At 70.3% G+C, this 18,857-nt stretch carries 17 protein-coding genes; 10 read left to right on the top strand and 7 right to left on the bottom strand.

Features of this window, described 5'->3' with window-relative positions; all coding sequences use genetic code 11:
• Positions 1-28 precede the first annotated feature (28 nt).
• A complete protein-coding gene (locus QF027_RS31005; RefSeq protein WP_306976972.1) occupies positions 29-1,852 on the bottom strand; it encodes a phosphoenolpyruvate carboxykinase (GTP) in 1,824 nt (607 codons plus the stop codon).
• 338 nt (positions 1,853-2,190) lie between these two features.
• On the opposite strand from QF027_RS31005, the gene trhA reads away from it, so the two are divergent.
• The 4 genes from trhA (at position 2,191) to QF027_RS30985 (ending at position 5,981) form a co-directional block, all read left to right on the top strand.
• On the top strand, positions 2,191-2,904 hold the full coding sequence (trhA, locus tag QF027_RS31000) for a PAQR family membrane homeostasis protein TrhA (protein ID WP_306976975.1): 714 nt from the start codon (positions 2,191-2,193) through the stop codon (positions 2,902-2,904).
• A gap of 102 nt (positions 2,905-3,006) precedes the next feature.
• Positions 3,007-4,551, top strand: coding sequence for an MFS transporter (locus QF027_RS30995; RefSeq protein ID WP_307078401.1), 1,545 nt, complete (start codon positions 3,007-3,009; stop codon positions 4,549-4,551).
• A gap of 5 nt (positions 4,552-4,556) precedes the next feature.
• On the top strand, positions 4,557-5,189 hold the full coding sequence (locus tag QF027_RS30990) for a TetR/AcrR family transcriptional regulator (protein ID WP_307078400.1): 633 nt from the start codon (positions 4,557-4,559) through the stop codon (positions 5,187-5,189).
• A gap of 33 nt (positions 5,190-5,222) precedes the next feature.
• Positions 5,223-5,981: a Mut7-C RNAse domain-containing protein gene (locus QF027_RS30985; RefSeq protein ID WP_307078398.1), complete on the top strand. Its 759-nt coding sequence runs from the start codon at positions 5,223-5,225 to the stop codon at positions 5,979-5,981.
• Here the strand turns inward: QF027_RS30985 and QF027_RS30980 are convergent.
• The gene (locus QF027_RS30980) at positions 5,938-7,968 is read right to left on the bottom strand and encodes a thioredoxin domain-containing protein (protein WP_307078396.1); all 2,031 of its coding nucleotides are present in this window, start codon (positions 7,966-7,968) and stop codon (positions 5,938-5,940) included. The two genes, QF027_RS30985 and QF027_RS30980, sit on opposite strands and share 44 nt — an antisense overlap.
• Before the next feature lie 150 nt (positions 7,969-8,118).
• Between QF027_RS30980 and QF027_RS30975 the strand changes: the two genes are divergently transcribed.
• Complete coding sequence (locus tag QF027_RS30975; RefSeq protein WP_307078394.1) at positions 8,119-11,322, top strand: tetratricopeptide repeat protein; 3,204 nt, start codon at positions 8,119-8,121, stop codon at positions 11,320-11,322.
• Between the two features lie 301 nt (positions 11,323-11,623).
• Here QF027_RS30975 and QF027_RS30970 read toward each other — a convergent pair whose 3' ends face one another.
• Positions 11,624-11,884, bottom strand: a complete 261-nt coding sequence (locus QF027_RS30970) for a hypothetical protein (RefSeq protein WP_306976987.1) — start codon at positions 11,882-11,884, stop codon at positions 11,624-11,626.
• Complete coding sequence (gene mca, locus QF027_RS30965; RefSeq protein WP_266568629.1) at positions 11,877-12,737, bottom strand: mycothiol conjugate amidase Mca; 861 nt, start codon at positions 12,735-12,737, stop codon at positions 11,877-11,879. The genes QF027_RS30970 and mca overlap by 8 nt, the downstream gene beginning before the upstream one ends.
• 136 nt (positions 12,738-12,873) lie before the next feature.
• On the opposite strand from mca, the gene QF027_RS30960 reads away from it, so the two are divergent.
• Together QF027_RS30960 and greA are read left to right on the top strand one after the other, a co-directional pair.
• Positions 12,874-13,272 carry a DUF4307 domain-containing protein gene (locus QF027_RS30960; protein ID WP_306976988.1) on the top strand — a complete coding sequence of 133 codons (399 nt, stop codon included), beginning with the start codon at positions 12,874-12,876 and terminating at the stop codon, positions 13,270-13,272.
• Between the two features lie 168 nt (positions 13,273-13,440).
• On the top strand, positions 13,441-13,941 hold the full coding sequence (greA, locus tag QF027_RS30955) for a transcription elongation factor GreA (RefSeq protein WP_123991357.1): 501 nt from the start codon (positions 13,441-13,443) through the stop codon (positions 13,939-13,941).
• Positions 13,942-14,001: 60 nt separating this feature from the next.
• On the opposite strand, the gene QF027_RS30950 is transcribed toward greA, so the two are convergent.
• From QF027_RS30950 to ilvA, 3 genes are all read right to left on the bottom strand, one after another.
• Positions 14,002-14,847, bottom strand: a complete 846-nt coding sequence (locus QF027_RS30950; RefSeq protein ID WP_306976991.1) for an ABC transporter permease — start codon at positions 14,845-14,847, stop codon at positions 14,002-14,004.
• Positions 14,844-15,824 (bottom strand): ATP-binding cassette domain-containing protein, encoded by a 981-nt coding sequence (locus tag QF027_RS30945; RefSeq protein ID WP_306976993.1) that lies wholly within the window; start codon positions 15,822-15,824, stop codon positions 14,844-14,846. Before QF027_RS30945 ends, QF027_RS30950 begins: the two co-directional genes overlap by 4 nt.
• Positions 15,825-16,008: 184 nt before the next feature.
• Complete coding sequence (ilvA, locus tag QF027_RS30940; RefSeq protein ID WP_306976995.1) at positions 16,009-17,238, bottom strand: threonine ammonia-lyase; 1,230 nt, start codon at positions 17,236-17,238, stop codon at positions 16,009-16,011.
• A gap of 162 nt (positions 17,239-17,400) precedes the next feature.
• Between ilvA and QF027_RS30935 the strand changes: the two genes are divergently transcribed.
• The 3 genes from QF027_RS30935 (at position 17,401) to QF027_RS30925 (ending at position 18,856) form a co-directional block, all read left to right on the top strand.
• Positions 17,401-17,904, top strand: a complete 504-nt coding sequence (locus tag QF027_RS30935) for a MarR family winged helix-turn-helix transcriptional regulator (protein WP_020118471.1) — start codon at positions 17,401-17,403, stop codon at positions 17,902-17,904.
• Positions 17,905-18,042: 138 nt separating this feature from the next.
• Positions 18,043-18,546, top strand: coding sequence for a sigma factor-like helix-turn-helix DNA-binding protein (locus tag QF027_RS30930; RefSeq protein ID WP_306976996.1), 504 nt, complete (start codon positions 18,043-18,045; stop codon positions 18,544-18,546).
• 61 nt (positions 18,547-18,607) lie between these two features.
• Complete coding sequence (locus QF027_RS30925) at positions 18,608-18,856, top strand: hypothetical protein (RefSeq protein WP_266560218.1); 249 nt, start codon at positions 18,608-18,610, stop codon at positions 18,854-18,856.
• Position 18,857 lies beyond the last annotated feature (1 nt).

Here is an 18,857-nt window from a genome sequence, read left to right as displayed (position 1 = left end):
GTTCCGGGTGCCGCCGTCAGGGGGCGGTTCAGCCCAGGCGCTGCACCAGCGCGTGGTACTCGTCCCACAGCTCCTTCGGCGTGTGGTCACCGAAGGTGTTGAGGTGCTCGGGGATCAGGGATGCCTCGTCCCGCCACACCTCCTTGTCGACCGTGAGCAGGAACTCCAGGTCGGACTCGGCCAGGTCGAGGCCCTTGGTGTCGAGCGCGTCCTTGGCCGGCAGGATGCCGATCGGGGTCTCGACGCCCTCGGCCTTGCCCTCCAGCCGCTCCACGATCCACTTCAGAACGCGGCTGTTCTCGCCGAAGCCGGGCCAGACGAACTTGCCCTCGTCGTTCTTGCGGAACCAGTTGACGTAGTAGATCTTGGGCAGCTTCGACTGGTCCTTGCCCTTGGCCACGTCGACCCAGTGCCCCATGTAGTCGCCCATGTTGTAGCCGCAGAACGGCAGCATGGCGAAGGGGTCGCGGCGCAGCTCGCCGACCTTGCCCTCGGCCGCGGCGGTCTTCTCGGAGGCCACGTTGGCGCCGAGGAAGACGCCGTGGTTCCAGTCGAAGGACTCCGTCACCAGCGGGACCGCGCTCGCGCGCCGTCCGCCGAAGAGGATCGCCGAGATCGGCACGCCCTTGGGGTCCTCCCACTCGGGCGCAATGATCGGGCACTGCGCGGCGGGGGTGGTGAAGCGGGCGTTGGGGTGGGCGGCGGGCTCGTCCGAGTCCGGGGTCCAGTCGCGGCCCTTCCAGTCGGTGAGGTGGGCCGGGGTCTCCTCCGTCATGCCCTCCCACCAGATGTCGTTGTCGTCGGTGAGGGCGACGTTGGTGAACACGGAGTTGCCCCACAGCGTCTTCATCGCGTTGGCGTTGGTGTGCTCACCGGTGCCGGGCGCGACGCCGAAGAAGCCGGCCTCGGGGTTGATCGCGTAGAGGCGGCCGTCCTCACCGAAGCGCATCCAGGCGATGTCGTCGCCGATCGTCTCGACGGTCCAGCCGGAGATCGTGGGCTCCAGCATGGCGAGGTTGGTCTTGCCGCAGGCGCTCGGGAAGGCGGCGGCGACGTACTTCGACTCGCCCTGCGGCGGGGTGAGTTTGAGGATGAGCATGTGCTCGGCGAGCCAGCCCTCGTCGCGGGCCATCACCGACGCGATGCGCAGGGCGTAGCACTTCTTGCCGAGCAGGGCGTTGCCGCCGTAGCCCGAACCGTAGGACCAGATCTCGCGGGACTCCGGGAAGTGCGAGATGTACTTGGTGGAGTTGCAAGGCCAGGGAACGTCCTCCTGGCCCTCCTCCAGCGGCGCCCCGAGGGTGTGCACGGCCTTGACGAAGAAGCCGTCGGAGCCGAGTTCGTCGAGGACCGGCTGTCCCATGCGGGTCATCGTGCGCATGGAGACCGCGACGTAGGCGGAGTCGGTGATCTCGACGCCGATCGCGGAGAGGTCCGAGCCGAGCGGGCCCATGCAGAAGGGGACGACGTACATCGTCCGGCCCTTCATCGAACCGCGGAAGACGCCCTTCTCGCCGGCGAAGATGTCCCGCATCTCCCCCGGTGCCTTCCAGTGGTTCGTCGGCCCCGCGTCCTCCTCCTTCTCCGAGCAGATGAAGGTGCGGTCCTCGACGCGTGCGACGTCGGTCGGGTCGGAGGCCGCGTAGTAGGAGTTGGGGCGCTTGATCGGGTCGAGCTTCTTGAAGGTGCCCTTCGCCACGAGCTCCTCGCACAGGCGCTCGTACTCCGCTTCGGATCCGTCACACCAGACCACGCTGTCCGGCTGGGTCAGTTCGGCGATCTCGTTCACCCACGAGATCAGTTCCTTGTGCTGGGTGGGGATGACGGGGGGAGCCGCGATGTCGCGCGCCACGATTGCTCCTAGATGAGGGATTTTTTGTTTGGAGGCCCCGTGGGGGCTGCGACCCGGATGCTTCTCGTGCCTTTTGGTGGTGACCTTGGCGCTCATCCGGTGCCGACCGCACTCATTTGATCATCCGACTGAAGCGCCCATCTGTCCAGAGGGCATCACAGGTGAGCGGAGTGAGGATCGCCACGCTCCCTTCGCGCACAGCGCGTTTATTTGCGTGCACTTAGCGTTCAGCCAACCGTCTCTTTACTGGTCAACTCCCGTGAGACGATGGCCACTCTTGGCCGTTCCTCACGCTCTACTCATGCGTAACTTACGGTCCCGTAGGTACGATGCCGGTCATGACGCCGCCCGCCCACGACGCCGACGCACCCTCCTTGCCGCACCAGATCAAGCAGCACGCCCAGGACCTGGCCGAGCCCATCAAGCCGAAGCTGCGCGGCTGGCTGCACCTCGGCATGTTCCCGGCCGCACTGATCGCGGGGCTGACACTGACCGCCCTCGCCCACTCCACCAGAGGCCGGATCGCCTGCGGGATCTTCGCCCTGACCGCCTGCCTGCTGTTCGGCGTCAGCGCGCTGTACCACCGGGGCACCTGGTCCCCCCGCATGGACGGCGTGCTGCGACGACTGGATCACGCCAACATCTTTCTGATCATCGCGGGCACCTACACCCCGCTGACCATGCTGCTCCTGCCGGGCAGCAAGGGGCGGTGGCTGCTGTGGGGCATCTGGGGTGCCGCGGTGGCCGGCATCCTCTTCCGGGTCTTCTGGGTCGGCGCCCCGCGCTGGCTCTACACCCCCTGTTACATCGCGATGGGCTGGGCCGCCGTCTTCTTCCTGCCCGACTTCATGCGCGCCGGCGGTGTCGCGGTCCTGGTCCTGGTCGTCATCGGCGGCCTGCTCTACAGCGCGGGCGGCGTGATCTACGGCCTCAAGCGGCCGAACCCGTCACCGCGCTGGTTCGGCTTCCACGAGGTGTTCCACTCCCTCACCGTGGCCGCCTTCGCCGTCCACTACATCGGCATCTCACTGGTGGCCTACCAGCACACGTAGACCGGTCCACGCCTTTCGAGGGCCACGGCTTCCGAGCCGTGGCCCTTTTTGCATGCCGAAACCAATTGACAGTTGCTAGTTTTTGAGAGTTACTCTCATTTCATGGAAACTATCACCCCGGACCCCCGTCGCTGGTGGGCCCTGGCCGCCCTCGTCGCGAGCATGCTGACGCTCGGCTTCGACCTGACGATCCTCAATGTGGCGCTGCCGACCATGGCCGCCGATCTCGACGCCGGCACCGGCGCGCAACAGTGGATGGCTGACGCGTACGTCGTCGTCTTCGCGGCCCTGATACTCCCCGCGGGCCTGCTCGGCGACCGGTTCGGGCGGCGCCGGATGCTGATCACCGGACTCGCGATCTTCCTCGCCGGATCACTGGTCGGCGCGCTGGCGAGCGATGTGAACGCGGTGATCACCGCCCGCGCGGTGATGGGCATCGGCGGCGCCCTGGTCACCCCGCTCGCGCTCTCCGTGCTGCCCACGCTCTTCGCCCCCGACGAGCGCACCAAGGCCGTCGGCATCGTCTCCGCCGCCTCCGCGCTCGGCCTGCCACTCGGCCCGATCATCGGCGGCTGGCTGCTGAACCACTTCTGGTGGGGCTCGGTCTTCCTGGTCAACGTCCCGATGGCCGCGATCGGCATCGCCGCCTGCGTCTTCCTGCTCCCCGAGACCCGCGACCCCTCCTCTCCCAGGGTCGACGCCCTCTCCGCCGCACTCACCGTCACCGGCCTCGGCGCCCTGGTCTACGCGATCATCGAGGCACCCACCCGCGGCTGGAGCGACCCGCTCGTGCTCGGCATGCTCGCGGCGTCCGTCCTGCTGATCGCCGCCCTGGTACTCCGCGAACGCCGGGTCCGGCGCCCCATGCTCGACATGACCCTGCTCACCCACCGCGGCTTCCTCTTCAACACCGTCGCCGCGACCCTCGTCAACTTCATCCTCTCCGGCCTGCTGTTCGTGCTGCCGCCCTTCCTCCAGGCCGTCCTCGGCCACGACGCCCTGGGCACCGGCGTCCGGCTGCTGCCGATGATGGGCGGGCTGCTGGTCGCCTCCCGTCTCGCCCCCAAGGTCGTCGCCCGCTTCGGCGCGCGCGCCTCGGTGAGCGCCGGTCTGGTGGTGCTGGCCTTCGCCGGACTCCTGGGCAGCCGTACGACGGTGGACTCCGGCTACGGATTCGTCGCGCTGTGGCTCTCCCTCACCGGCTTCGGCTTCGGCCTCTCGCTCATCCCCGCCATGAACGGCGGCCTCAGCGCCCTGCCCCGGGACCGCGCCGGCAGCGGCTCCGGACTCCTGATGACCATGCGCCAGGTCGGCGGCGCGATCGGCATCGCCCTGCTCGGCAGCCTGCTCGCCGGCACCTTCCGGGACCGCCTCGACGTCACCGGGCTGCCCGCCCGGGCCGCCGACACCGCCGGGGAGTCCGTGGTCGCCGCTCACATGGTCGCCGAGCGCACCGGCTCCACCGATCTGCTGACCTCCGCGAACAGCGCGTACGTCCACGGCATGGGCGTCGTCCTGCTGGTCTGCGGGATCGCGGCCCTTGTCGCCGCGCTGCTCGCCGCGGCCTTCCTGCCGGGCACACCCCGCCCCGCCGAGACCTCCACAGCCCCGGACATGGCTGCCGAGGAGGCGGATGCCCGACAATGAACCCCATGACGGCCGCACGCTCCCCTCTCTCTCCCGCCGACCGCCCCCAGCTGGGTCTTCGTGAGCGCAAGAAGATCAAGACCCGCGAGGCGATCCGCACCGCGACCTACGCGCTGATCAAGGAACAGGGCTACGACGCCACGACCGTCGAGCAGATCGCCGAGCGGGCCGAGGTGTCACCGTCGACCGTCTTCCGCTACTTCCCGACCAAGGAGGACATCGTCCTCACGGACGAGTACGACCCTCTGATGATCGAGGAACTGCGCGCCCGGCCCGCCGACGAGCCGTGGATCGACTCAGTGCGGCACGTGATGCGCCTGGCCCTCGACGGCACCATGGCGGAGGACCCCGAGTCGATCCGCGTCCGGGCCCACCTCGGGGTCCAGGTCCCCGCCGTCCGCGCCCGGATGCTCGAGACCATGTCGGAGACCGGGCGCATGCTCCGCGAGGCCCTCGCCGAACGCTCCGGCCTGGCCGCGGACAGCCTCCAGGTCCGCGTCTACGCGATGTCCCTCATCGGCGGCCTCATGGAGGTCTCCATGTACTGGGCGGAGAACGGCTTCGAGGGCGACCTGCGCGACCTCGTGGACCAGGCCCTGGACGTCCTGGACCAGGGCCTGCCGGCGCAAAAGCCCTGAATCCGCTCTCCCCCGTCGTGGCATCCTGACCGGGTGAACGGTCCCGAGATCCACGTCGAGTTCGCCCCCGGCCTGGCCGTGTTCCTCGCGAGCGGCCGCCGCCGGGGGCCCACCGCCCTCACCACCGACGGCGTCTCCTCCCTCGGCCACGTCGTCGAGTCGACCGGCGTCCCGCTCACCGAGGTCGGGGCCCTGCGGGTGAACGGCCGCGAGGTCTCGAGGTCCTACGTCCCCGTCGCGGGCGACTCCGTGGAGATCAGGGACGTCACCCGCCCCCAGCAGATCCCCGGCGCTCCCCTGCGCTTCCTTCTCGACGTCCACCTCGGCACCCTCGCCCGCCGCCTGCGCCTGCTCGGCGTGGACACGGCGTACGAGTCCACGGACATCGGCGACCCGGCCCTCGCCACCCGCTCCGCGACCGAGAAACGCGTCATGCTCAGCCGCGACCGGGGCCTCCTGCACCGCAGGGAACTCTGGGCGGGCGCCTTCGTCTACAGCACCCGCCCCGAAGACCAACTCCGCGACGTCCTGGACCGCTTCCGCCCCGAACTACGCCCCTGGACCCGCTGCACAGCCTGCAACGGCCTGCTGCGAGAGGCCACCAAGGAGCAGGTGGCGGACCGGCTGGAGGGCGGGACGGAACGGTCGTACGACGTCTTCGCCCAGTGCCAGGAGTGCGGCCGCGCCTACTGGAAGGGCGCACACCACGAACAGTTGGAGGCGATCGTGGCGAACGCCCTGGCGGAGGTCAACCGCCCAACGCCACCCGCAACGCCTCCGCGTCGGTCGTAGGCGCCTCACAGGTGAAGTGCCGGCAGACGTAAGCGGTGGGTTCGCCGTTGACGAGGATCCGGTCGGCGAGCAGCGGGAGTTCATCGCTGTCCGGCGTCCCCACCGCGACCACGGCACCGGGAGCGGTCCCCAGAAGTGCCGTACGGTGCAGGGCCTTTGTGGCGTCGTCGGTCAGCGCGGGTCCCACGATCGCGACCTCCTTCGGCCCGTCGAGGTATGCCTCCGCCACCGCCAGCCCCCAGCCGACGAACCGCGGCACCCGGGGCCCGAGCGCCTTCACCACACCGAGTGCCTTCTCCGCGGCCGCACGATGGGGCTCGGCCCCGGTCTGCGCGGCGTAGGACAACAGCGCCCCCGCCGCGGCCGTCCACCCGGAGGGCACCGCGTTGTCGGTCGGATCCTGCGGCCGGCGGATCAGCCGCTCGGCGTCGGCGGCCGTGTCGAACAGCGCCCCTTCGGGCCCGGTGAACCGCGTCAGCACATGGTCGAGCAGGAACCCGGCGAAGTCGAGCCAGACCCCCTCCCCGGTCACGGACGCCAGCGCGAGGAAACCCTCGGCGACATCGGCGTAGTCCTCCAGCACACCGGCGTTGGCACCGACCTGCCCGTCCTTGCTGGTACGGGACAGACGGGCCTGCTCGTCCAGATGCAGCCGTACGAGCAGATCGGCGGCCCCCAGAGCGGCCTCGACCAGGTCAGGACGGTCGAAGTAGGCGCCGGTCTCGGCGAGCGCGGCGATCGCGAGCCCGTTCCACGCGGCGACGACCTTGTCGTCCCGGCCGGGGGCGGGGCGCTGCGCACGTGCGTCGAGGAGCCGCCGCCGGATCGACTCGATCTTCTCGGCTTCGAACACGGTGTCCTGCTGAGGGAGCTGGAGGACGGACTGCCCGTGCTCGAACGTGCCCTCCTCGATGACGCCGAAGTACTGGGCGGCGAGGTCGGCGTCCTGCTCCCCGAGCACCTCACGCAACTGCTCCGGCGTCCACACGTAGTACGCGCCCTCGACGTGCCTGCCCGTCCCGTCGTCACTGTCGGCGTCCAGCGCGGAGGCGAACCCGCCCTCGTTCGTACGCAGCTCACGGACCATGAAGTCGGCGGTGTCGAGGGCGACCCGGCGGGCGAGATCGGAGCCGGTGGACCGCCACAGGTGGGCGTAGACGCGGCACAGCAGGGCGTTGTCGTACAGCATCTTCTCGAAGTGCGGCACGATCCAGTCGCGGTCGACGGAGTAGCGGGCGAAGCCGCCGCCGAGCTGATCGTGGATGCCGCCACGGGCCATGCGCTCGCAGGTGTCCCGGGCCATCTGCAGGGCGCCCTCGGCACCGGTGCGGGCGTGGTGGCGCAGCAGGAACTCCACCACCATGGACGGCGGGAACTTCGGCGCCCCGCCGAAACCGCCGCGCTGCGCGTCGTACTCCCTCGTCAGCCCGAGCAGAGCCGCGGCGAGCTGCTCCTCGCCGGGTGCCTGCGAGTCGCCGTAGGAGATCTCCCGCCCGGCGAGATCCCGCACGATCTTCCCGGCGACCTCGGCGACCTCGTCCCGCCGCTCGGTCCAGGCGGCCCGGACACCCTCGAGGACCTGCCGGAAGGAGGGCATGCCCTGGCGGGGGGAGGGCGGGAAGTAGGTGCCGAAGTAGAAGGGCTCGGCGTCCGGCGTGAGGAACACGGTCATGGGCCAGCCGCCCTGCCCGGTGGCGGCCTGCACGGCCTCCATGTAGACGGCGTCGACGTCGGGGCGTTCCTCGCGGTCGACTTTGATGTTGACGAAGTGCTCGTTGAGGAAGTCGGCGGTGGCCCGGTCCTCGAACGACTCGTGAGCCATGACGTGACACCAGTGGCAGCTCGAATACCCGACGCTCAGCAGGACGGGCTTGTTCGTCTTCCGCGCCTCCTCGAAGGCCTCGGCCGACCAGGGCCACCAGTCGACGGGGTTGTCGGCGTGCTGAAGGAGGTAGGGGGACGTCTCGTGGGCCAGTCGGTTCGGCATGGGGTCCATCCTGCCGCAGTACCCCGCGGGTCAGGCGTCAGGCGTGTCCCGACGGCGACGTCGAGCTTCCCGGTGCGGCCCTCTCGCCCCGATGCCCCGTCCGCAGCACACTTGACCAAGAAAGCCGTTGCCGCCGGAGGGGGAAGTGACATGCGGGACAGTCATCGGGCGGAGGCCGAACGGCTGTTGGGCCGGGCGGTGGAGGAGGAGGTGCGGCGTTCGGGCGGGCGGGTCGACGGGGCCGTACTGCTCGCGCGGGCCCGAGGATCACTGGACGCGATGGCGCAGACGGCCGCCGAGGAGTACGAGGCCTACACGCGCGCGCTGGACGAGTCGCAGGCCGGTCAACTCACCTTCCGGCAGCGGTACTCCAAGGAGGCGTCCGGAACTCCTCTGCTGGTGGCCGCGGTCGCCGCCCTGGCTGCCGCCGTGGCCGACCTGGCGCTCGGCACCGACACGGGCACCGCGCTGGGCGCGGGCGTGACCGTGGGCGTCGTGGCCGCGGCGGCGACCGTGGTGAAGGTGGCCGGCTCGCATCTGCCGGCCGCGCACCACCGGGCGGGCGCCATCGGCCAGCCCGGCGGCCCCGAGCAGCTCCGGCTCCAGTGGCTGACGGCCTTGGAAGTACGGGGCATCCGGCCCTTCCTCGACCAGCAGCGGGTGCTGAGCGCGTCGACGGGGCCGAAGAAGGCGGGCCCGCGGCTGCGCGGCACGGACAAGAGCGCGGCGGCTCGCGGCAGGAGCGTGCTGGAGCAGTCGTTCGGTCAACTTCCGGAGCCCATCAGCGAGTTCGCGGATCGCCGGGCGGAGATGGGCCGCATCCGGCAGTGGGTGCAGGCCTCGCGCGCGACCACCGAGACCCGGCCCACGGTGGTCGTGCTGCACGGACCGCCCGGCAGTGGCCGGACGGCACTCGCCGTACGGGCGGCGCACGACCTCAAGGACTACTTCCGCGGCGCCTGCGTCGTGGACCTGCGCGGCGACAACCCGGAGGAGTCCCCGCTCTCCACCCGGGACGCGCTGCTGCATCTGCTGAACCGGCTCGGTGCCCCGCGTGAGCAGCTGCTGTTCCGTGAGCGTTCCTCGCCCGACCAGCAGGTCAAGCGGCTGAGCGAGCTGTACCACCAGCATCTGACCGGTCTGCCGGTGACGATCGTGCTGGACGACGCCTCGGACCCCGAGCAGGTGCGCGCCCTCGTCCCCGAGCGTTCCGACAGCCTGGTCCTGGTCACCGCGCGCGAGCCGCTCGGCCTGCCGTCGGACCTCGCCGCCCAGGTGCACGAACTCCCCGTCGCCGCCCTGGACGCGGCGGGCGCCGAGGAGCTCCTGGACGCGGCCGCGCAGTCGGCCACCGGTCCTTATGACGCCCAGTCCGCCGACCGGATCAGGGAGCTGTGCGGCGGCCTGCCCCTGGCCCTGCGCATAGCGGGCTCGTCCCTCGGTCCTCGCTCCCCGCGCCAACTGGCCACCGATCTGGGCGCGTACGGCCCGGTCGGGCCCGTCGAACGCGTCCTGTGGCTCCGTTACACCGACCAGTCGGAGCAGGCCCGCCGGCTGCTGCGCCGTCTCGCGCTGGCCGGCCGGTCCTCGCTCGGCGCCGCCGCGGCCGCCGCGCTGCTGGCCACCGACGAGACGGAGGCGACGCGGCACCTGGTGGCGCTGGCGCGCGCGGGCCTGATCGACCACGTCCGCGGCAGCCGTTACCGCGTCCACGACGTGGTCCGCGCCTTTGCCCAGGCCAGACTGCTGGACGAGGAGGAACCGGCCGAGCGCACGGCCGCGCAGGAACGCCTCATCGTCAACTACGCCGACCTCGCCGACTCCGTGCTGCGCCTGGTCGACGGCAACATGTCGACCCGCTCGGACCGCTTCAGTCCGCACGGCTTCACCTCCCTCGACGAGGCGCTGCGCTGGCTGGACGACGAGTCGAGTTTCATCACGGCGGCGCTCAGGCACGCGGAGGGCGTCAACCAGGGGGCGGTCCTCAACCTCCTGGGCGCGCTGTGCGACTACTGCCTGTTGCGCGGCGACCTCTACCGCCTGGGCGAGATCAGCGAGTTGGCGCAGGCGGTGGATCAGGGGCTGCTGGTTCGCTCGGTGCAGTGGCGCACCGGTATCGCCGCCCGCCAGCTGGGCGAGCTGGACAAGGCGCGCACGACTTTGACCTCGGTGGTCGAGCTCTACATGGAGGCCCACCACGACGCGGGCGCCGCGCGCGCCCTGTGTTCCCTGGGCATCACCCTCCACCACCAGGGCCATCTGACCGAGGCTGCGGCGAAGCTCGAGGAGGCCCTGGCCCTCCAGTCACCTCCCGAACTGGCCACGGACCGCGCCTGGACCATGCACGCCCTGGCGGCGGTCGAACGCGACCGCGGCCGCGTCGCGCAGGCACAGGACCTGCTGGCCCGTTCCCTGGTCCTGCACCGCGCCGGCGAGTCCGTGCACGGCGAGGCCTGGGCTCACTTCCAGCTCGGCCAGCTGGCCCTGCGCATGGGCGACGTACCGGGCGCGGAGACGGAGCTGAGAACAGCGCTCGACCTGTACGGCCGCACCCGCGACGCCCGTGGTGAGGCGTGGGCGCTGACCCAGCTGGCGCGGGCCCGTCTGGTGGCCGGGGACCCGTCGGCGGCGGTGGACGGCCTGCGCCAGGCGGCCTCCCGCCACCGCGACAACGAGGACGCGCGCGGCGAGGCGTGGACGGTGTACTACCTGGGTCAGGCGTTGGAGGAGACGGGCAACCTGGATCTCGCGGTCCGTGAGCTGGAGCGCTCGCGGACGATGTTCTCCCGTATGCGGGACGTCTACGGTCTGGCCTGCGCCCGCCACCACTCGGCCCGTGTCACCCGCGACCAACGCGCCGCGCAGACGGGTTCGTTGCGCAACTCGGGTTTCGCCCGCCAGCTCCTGGTCGACGCCCGCGCCGACTTCCAGCGCATCGGTGTCGCCCATGGGGAGGCGTGGACCTGCCTCGAACTGGCGGTGGTGGACGCGGGCAACGGCCGTACCCCCCAGGCCCTCGCCCTGTGCGACGAGGCGGTGGCCCTGTTCGCTTCATACGGCGACCAGCGGGGCGAGGACTGGGCCCGCTTCCTGCGCTGCACCCTGCTGCCGTACGCGGCACCGGGCGGCGTGGAGATCGGCGCGGCGGTCGCCCAGGAGGAACTGGCGGACCTGGGCCGCCGGGAGCACGGGGCACGGGACGAGAAACTGGACGACTACGTGGGGGCGTACGGACTGCTGCTGGAGCGGGGCGTGAACCTGGACACCGGGTGGCAGGCATGGCGGCTCGGGATGGTGCCGAACCGGCACGCGCGGGAGGTCATGGGGGTGGCGGTGGCCCCGGCGCGGGGGTGAAGTTCGCGGTTCGTCCGTCCGGCGGGCCGGTGGGGGGCGGACGCGTACCGGCTGCGGTCGCTACGCCCTCGGGTGCCGGTATCCGTGCCTGTGCCTGTGCCTGTGCGAGGCGGTGTACGACCCCCCGACCCGCGATTCCACCCCGTCGAGCGGGGTGAGGGTGTTGTGCGGTGCGGCGCCCGCGGCGGTGTCGATGATCCGGGCGCCGGTCCGGGCGCCGGTCCGGGTCTGCTGTCGCCGGCCGGGCACAGCCGTTGACGGGAGGGGCCTCGGGCGCCCCCTCCCGTCGCCGCCGCGTGGCTCAGCCCTTGGCCGGCGAAGTCTTGCCGGACGGGCTGTCGGTGGTCTCCTTGCCGGAGGCCGCCTCGTCCGGGGACTCCTTGAAGTCGACCTTGTTCATGTGCTTGCTCATGGACTTCATCAGGGCCCACACCGCCAGGGCCATCGCCGCGAAGACGATGAAGCCGAGGACTCCGGGGGTGACCTTGTCCTCGTCGACCTCCTTGGCGAGGGTCGCGAGGTGCGTCATTGCCAGGCTTGCGCTTGCGCTCATGTCAGGCATTGTCGCGGATGCCCGCAAACAGGTCGTCCTCGGGGAGGGAGGTATCGACGAGGGACTTCGCGAGCTCGTACTCCTCCGTCGGCCAGACCTCCTTCTGGAGGTCCAGCGGAACCTTGAACCAGCCGCCGTCGGGGTCGATCTGCGTGGCGTGCGCGATCAGGGCCTTGTCGCGGATCTCGTAGAACTCCGCGCAGGGAATGTGCGTGGTCAGGGTGCGGTCGCGCATCGGCGACTCGTCCCAGCGCTTGAGCCAGTCCCCGTACGGCGACTCCATGCCGCGCTCGATCAGCGCGTGGTGCAGCGCCTCGGTGCGGGGGCGGTTGAAGCCCTGGTTGTAGTAGAGCTTGAGCGGCTGGTAGGCCGGGCCGAACTCGGACTCGGGGAACTTCTCGGTGTCCGCCGCTCCCTCGAACGCCACCATCGAGATCTTGTGGGTCATGATGTGGTCGGGGTGCGGGTAGCCGCCGTTCTCGTCGTAGGTGGTGATCACCTGGGGACGGAAGGTGCGGATCTGCTTCACCAGCTCGCCGGCCGCCTTGTCGACGTCCTCCAGGGCGAAGCAGCCCTCGGGCAGCGGCGGCAGCGGGTCGCCCTCGGGCAGGCCGGAGTCGACGAAGCCGAGCCATTCCTGCCCCACGCCGAGGATCTCGCGGGCCTCGTCCATCTCCTTCTTGCGTACCTCGTGGATGTGCTCCTCGATGTACTTGTCGCCCTGGAGCTTCGGGTTGAGGATGGAGCCGCGCTCCCCGCCCGTGCAGGTCACGACCAGCACGTCCACCCCCTCGGACACGTACTTCGCCATGGTGGCCGCGCCCTTGCTCGACTCGTCGTCGGGGTGGGCGTGCACGGCCATCAGTCGCAGCTGGTCAGTCAAGACTCAATCCTCAGTAAGTCGGCGCCCCGGTGTCTTCGGGTGCGAACGGCGGCTTCTATAGTGACCGAATCGGGGGGCGATTAATTCCACGGCCTTGGTTTACCAGGAGACGATCATGAGCACGGCGAGCACCCAGCTGCCCGAGGGGCGCTACGGCCGCTCCTCGGACGAGCGTGCCGACCACAAGCTCCGGATCGCCGGTGCCGTCCTCGGCGCCCTCCTGCTCGCGTTGATCGGCTACTTCGCCTACCACTACGTCGTGCAGAACAAGATCAGCGCCGAGGTGATCACGTTCGACGCGGAGAAGTCCGCGGTGCAGGTGCATCTGGAGGTCCGCAAGGACTCCGGCACCTCCGGCTACTGCACGGTCCGCTCCCAGGCGGCGGACGGCACCGAGGTGGGCCGGGCCGACTTCCGCTTCGGCGGTGATGCCACCCGCATCGACAAGGTCGTCACGCTCCGTACGACGGCCCCGGGCACCACGGCCGAGCTGCTGGGCTGTCACGCCGACTGACACCACCCTCGATACGTGACCGCTGACCTGCGCTGACGTATTTCTGATGGCTTATGTCCTCCCCCTTCGGCCCCTGAATTGTTAGGCTCGTGGTTTCGCCCATCCGTGAAGGCACATTCTTCTGGGTAGGGCGATGCTTTGTATTCCCAGTACCTACGAGGAGCACCTGTGACCCAGACCAGCGAAGACGTCACCTGGCTGACCCAGGAGGCGTACACCAAGCTCAAGGAAGAGCTGGCGTACCTGTCTGGTCCCGCGCGCGAGGAAGTCACCGCGAAGATCGCGGCCGCGCGCGAGGAGGGCGACCTGCGCGAGAACGGCGGGTACCACGCGGCCAAGGAAGAGCAGGGCAAGCAGGAGCTCCGCATCCGCCAGCTGACCCAGCTCCTGGAGAAGGCCAAGGTCGGCGAGGCTCCGGCGTCCGCGGACGGTGCGGTGGCGCCCGGGATGGTCGTGACGATCGCCTTCGACGGTGACGAGGACGACACCATGACCTTCCTGCTCGCCTCGCGTGAGTACGCGAGCGCGGACGTCGAGACGTACTCGCCGCAGTCCCCGCTGGGCTCCGGCGTGATCGGCCACAAGGTCGGTGAGGACGCGGAGTACGAACTGCCGAACGGCAAGAAGGCCTCCGTGACCATCCTCAAGGCCGAGCCCTACAACGGCTGACTCCGGCCGACCGTCTGTCCTTGGCGGGCCCCCGGCGCCCTCGCGGCGCCGGGGGCTCTGTCATGCGGTGGCGGAGCGGTACTTGCGGACCGCCAGGGTCCTGAATATGACGATGATCAGGATCGAGTAGATCAGCGAGGCCCAGACCGGGTGCTGCATGGGCCAGGCGTCGGAGGGGGACACACCCGGGTTGCCGAACAGCTTGCGGCAGGCCTGGACCGTGGCGCTGAACGGGTTCCAGTCGGCGACGTGCCGCAGCCACGGGGTCATGCGGCTGGAGTCCACGAACGCGTTCGAGATGAACGTCACCGGGAAGAGCCAGATCAGCCCTCCCGAGGTGGCCGCTTCAGGCGTGCGCACAGACAGGCCGATCAGGGCGCCGACCCAGGTGAACGCGTACCCGAGCAGGAGCAGCAGACCGAAGGCGCCGAGGACCTCGCCGAGGTTGGTGTGGGTGCGCCAGCCGACCAGCAGGGCGACCATGGCCAGCACGAACAGGGTCAGCGCTGTCTGCACCAGGTCGGCGAGCGTCCGTCCGGTGAGCACCGCGCCGCGGGCCATGGGCAGTGAGCGGAAGCGGTCGATGAGCCCCTTGTGCATGTCGTCGGCGATCCCCGCGCCGGCGCCCGCAGTGGCGAAGGTGACGGTCTGCGCGAAGATCCCGGCCATCAGGAACTCACGGTAGACGGAGGAGTCCGTGGTGCCGCCGATGTTCATGGAGCCGCCGAAGACGTAGCTGAACAGCACCACGAACATGATCGGCTGGATGAGGCCGAAGATGACCATCTCCGGGATCCTGGACATCCGGATCAGGTTGCGCTTGGCGATGACCAGCGAGTCCCGGGCGGACTGGCTGAGGGGGTTGCCGGGGGCAGCGACCCGCGCAGCGTCGGTGACGGCGCTCACTTGGCGTCCTCCTTCTTGTCGTTGTCCTCGTCCTTGACCTCGGCCGCATGTCCCGTCAGTGACAGGAAGACGTCGTCGAGGGTGGGGCGGCGCAGGCCGATGTCGTCTATCTCGATGCCGCGAGTGTCGAGTTCGCGGATGACCTCGGCGAGCAGCTTGGCGCCGCCGGTGACGGGCACGGTGAGCTTGCGCATGTGGTCCTCGACCGTGGTGTCGCCCTTGCCGAAGCCGCGCAGGACCTCGGAGGCGGCCTGGATGTGCTCACGTTCATGCACGACGACCTCGACGCGCTCGCCGCCGGTGCGGGCCTTGAGCTGGTCGGAGGTGCCCGTGGCGATGACATGGCCGTGGTCGACGACGGCGATGTCGTGGGCGAGGTGGTCGGCCTCCTCGAGGTACTGGGTGGTCAGCAGCAGGGTGGTGCCCGCGGTGACCAGCTGTTTGATGACTTCCCACAGCAGTTGGCGGTTGCGTGGGTCGAGGCCGGTCGTCGGTTCGTCCATGAACATCACGGGCGGTGAGACCACCAGGGCGGCCGCGAGGTCGAGGCGGCGGCGCATGCCGCCGGAGTAGGTCTTGGTGGGGCGGTCGGCCGCGTCGGCGAGGTCGAACTGCTCCAGCAGCTCGGTCGCGCGGACCTTCGCCTGCTTCGCCTTCATCTGGTAGAGCTGGCCGACCATCTGCAGGTTCTCGCGGCCGGTGAGGTATTCGTCGACAGCCGCGAACTGGCCGGAGAGGCCGATGGAGCGGCGCACGGCGTCGGGGTGCTTGAGGACGTCGACGCCCGCGACGACCGCCGAGCCGCTGTCCGGCTTCAGGAGGGTCGTCAGGCAGCGGACGGCCGTCGTCTTGCCCGCGCCGTTCGGTCCGAGGAGGCCCAGGACGGTGCCCTCCGGGACATCGAGGTCGACGCCGTCCAGAGCCCTTACGTCACCGAAGGTCTTGACCAGGCCTTCGGCATAGATGGCGCCTGGCATATGAGTCTCCACGTCGTCGGGGATTCTTGGGAAAGCCTAGGTTTGTACGCCATTTGCCACCCGCCATTTTTCTTCCGCGGGCGGCGTGAGCGGCGGCACGAGACACACCATAACGCGATGTATCGCGTCTCTCAATGGACTTGCTCGAAAGAGTGACTTCTACGTCCTGAAGGGGGTCCTGGCCTCAGTCGATGACCGTGTAGCCCGCCTCGCGGAGGGCCCGGCCGACCTCGGCGCAGTGCTCCGGCCCCTTCGTCTCCAGGTGCAGCTCGACCTCCGCCTCCGCGAGCCCGAGCCGTGGATCGGTCCGGACGTGGCTCACGTCGAGGACATTAGCGTCGACCACTGACAACACCCCGAGAAGCGTCGCGAGGGCACCGGGCCGGTCCGTGAGCCGGAGCCGGACGGCCAGATAGCGGCCCTGGGCGGCCATGCCGTGCCGCAGCACCCGTTGCAGCAGGACCGGGTCGACGTTGCCGCCGGACAGCACGGCGACGACCGGCCCCTCGAAGGCGCCCGGGTCGCTCAGCAGCGCCGCGACCGGGCTCGCCCCGGCCGGCTCGACGACCAGCTTGGCCCGCTCCAGGCACAGCAGCAGCGCGGCGGACAGCTCGTCCTCCGTCACCGTGCGGACCTCGTCGACGAGTTCGTCCACGATCCCGAACGGCACGTCCCCCGGCCGCCCGACCTTCATGCCGTCGGCCATCGTGGCCGGGTTCTCGATCGACACCGGGTGCCCGGCCGCCAGCGAGGGCGGATACGCCGCCGCGCCCGCCGCCTGCACACCCACGATCCGCACATCCGGCCGCAGGGCCTTCACGGCGATCGCGACACCGGCCGCGAGTCCGCCGCCGCCGATCCCGAGGACGACCGTGCGCACCTCGGGGCACTGCTCCAGGATCTCGAGTCCGACCGTGCCCTGGCCCGCGATGACGTCGGGGTGGTCGAAGGGATGGATGAACACCGCGCCCGTCTCGGCCGCGTACTCCTGTGCGGCGGCCAGCGTCTCGTCGACCACCTGGCCGTGCAGGCGCACCTCGGCGCCGTAGTGCCTGGTGGCGCTGATCTTGGGCAGCGGGGCGCCCTTCGGCATGAACACCGTGGAGCGCACGCCGAGCAGCGTGGACGCCAGCGCGACGCCCTGCGCGTGGTTTCCGGCGCTCGCGGCCACGACACCCGCGGCCCGCTCCTCGGGCAGCAGTCCGGCGATCCGGACGTAGGCGCCGCGGAGTTTGAACGACCCCGTCCGCTGGAGGTTCTCGCACTTGAAGTGCACCGGCGCGCCCACCAGCTGGGTCAGGTGGCGGCTGCCCTCCATCGCGGTCGTCCGCGACACGCCCGACAGCATCTTCTGCGCGCCGCGCACGTCGTCGAGCGTCACCGGCGGCACGGGGCGGGCCTTGCGGTAGTTCATGACTCAAGTCTCGCAGTTCACACGTGCGTACCCGCGCTGTGACCAACGTCCGAGACGGGTTTAGTCAGCGCTGGTACGGCCTGCCTCCGGGCCGCGTACCCTGTCCCCCAACCCAGCAGCCCTTCATGAAGTGAGCCCCCGGCCATGCCCACAACACCTGAAATGTCGATGGACATGACGACCGTCGGTGACACCGGTCTCCTCGACACCCTGCAGCACGAGGTGGCGGTCTTCGCCCGTCGTGCCGAACAGACCCGGCTCGGCGGGGTGGGGCAGGTGCGCAACTCCATGGACCGCGCCGCGTACCTGCTGCTGAACCGGCTCGACAAGGAAGGCCCGATGGGCGTCAAGGCGCTCGCGGCGAGCATGGGGATCGACTCGTCCACGGTCACCCGGCAGGTGGCGCCGCTCGTCGACACCGGGCTGGTCAAGCGCACCTCGCACCCCGAGGACGGACGCGCGGTGGTGCTCCAGCTGTCCCCGCGCGGGCAGTCCCGGCTGGAGGAAGTGCGCTCCTCACGACGTCAGTTGATGGCTGAGCTGACACACGACTGGGCGCCGGAGGAGCGCGAGGCGTTCTGCACGCTCCTCACGCGCTTCAACACCGCCCTCTCCTCCCGGATGGCGGTCCAGGGGGTCCCGGGACCGGAGGCACAGTCCTCGTAGGCACGCGCACACGCGTGTACCGCCCCGCCTCTTGACCGGACGGCCGTGCCGGGCCTCATATGAGACCGGGTCCTCTGAGACCGGGTCCTCGTGGTCGTACGAAGCCGTCGTACGGCCATCCGCAGGCGGGGAGGTGCGGTGCGGCAACGGCAGGTGGTCCAGGGCACACGTCGGGCCCGGGAGTTCGAGGCGTTCGTCGCGGGCGCGGCCGGGCGGCTCCTGCATGCCGCGACGCTCCTGACGGCGGAGGCGCCGGACGACAACCCGCGCGCGCGACGCCTGCTGACGCTCGCGCTCGCGCACACGTACGCGTGCTGGGACCGGCTGCGCGGTGAGGATCCCTACGACCGCGCCCGCCAGCACCTCGCCCTGCGGTTCGCACACGGAGCATGGCGCCGCCACGGCGTCCTGCTCCGCGGCCGCACGCACCCCGACAGCCCGTTGTCCCGGCTCGCCCCCCAGGAGCGGCTGATCCTGGTACTGCGCCTGTACGAGGGCGTGGCCGAGGAACAGGCGGCGGCCCTGCTCGGCCTGCCGGCGGAACGCGTCCGCACGATCTGCGACCGGGCGACGGCCACGCTGCTGCACCCACCGCGCGGGCCCGCACCGGCGGTGGTGAAGGCGAAGGTGGTGGCGTCATGAGGAGGCGGGACGGGAGGGGCGGCCGTGCCGTGAGACACCCGCGTCGTCGCGGGAGGTGCACGTGAACCGGACCCAGCGTGAGGCCGCCGTGCGGCAGATCATGGAACGGGGAGCGCCGCAGGTGCCCGCGGATCTGTACGGGGACGTCGTACGGCGTGGATCGCGCATGCTCCGGCGCAGGACAGCGGCGCGCCGGATCATGTGGCTGCTGTTGTTCGCCGCGAGTGTGGCGTTCGTGGTGTGGGCGCTGACCGCGCGCCCGTGGGTGGAGCCGCCGTCCACGACGACTCCACCGATGAGGGGCTGGTGAG

The sequence above is a fragment of the Streptomyces canus genome, from assembly GCF_030816965.1.
Classification (GTDB): Bacteria; Actinomycetota; Actinomycetes; order Streptomycetales; family Streptomycetaceae; genus Streptomyces; species Streptomyces canus_E.
The sequence above is the reverse complement of the archived record's forward strand: the minus strand, read 5'-3'. Positions and strand labels throughout refer to the sequence as shown.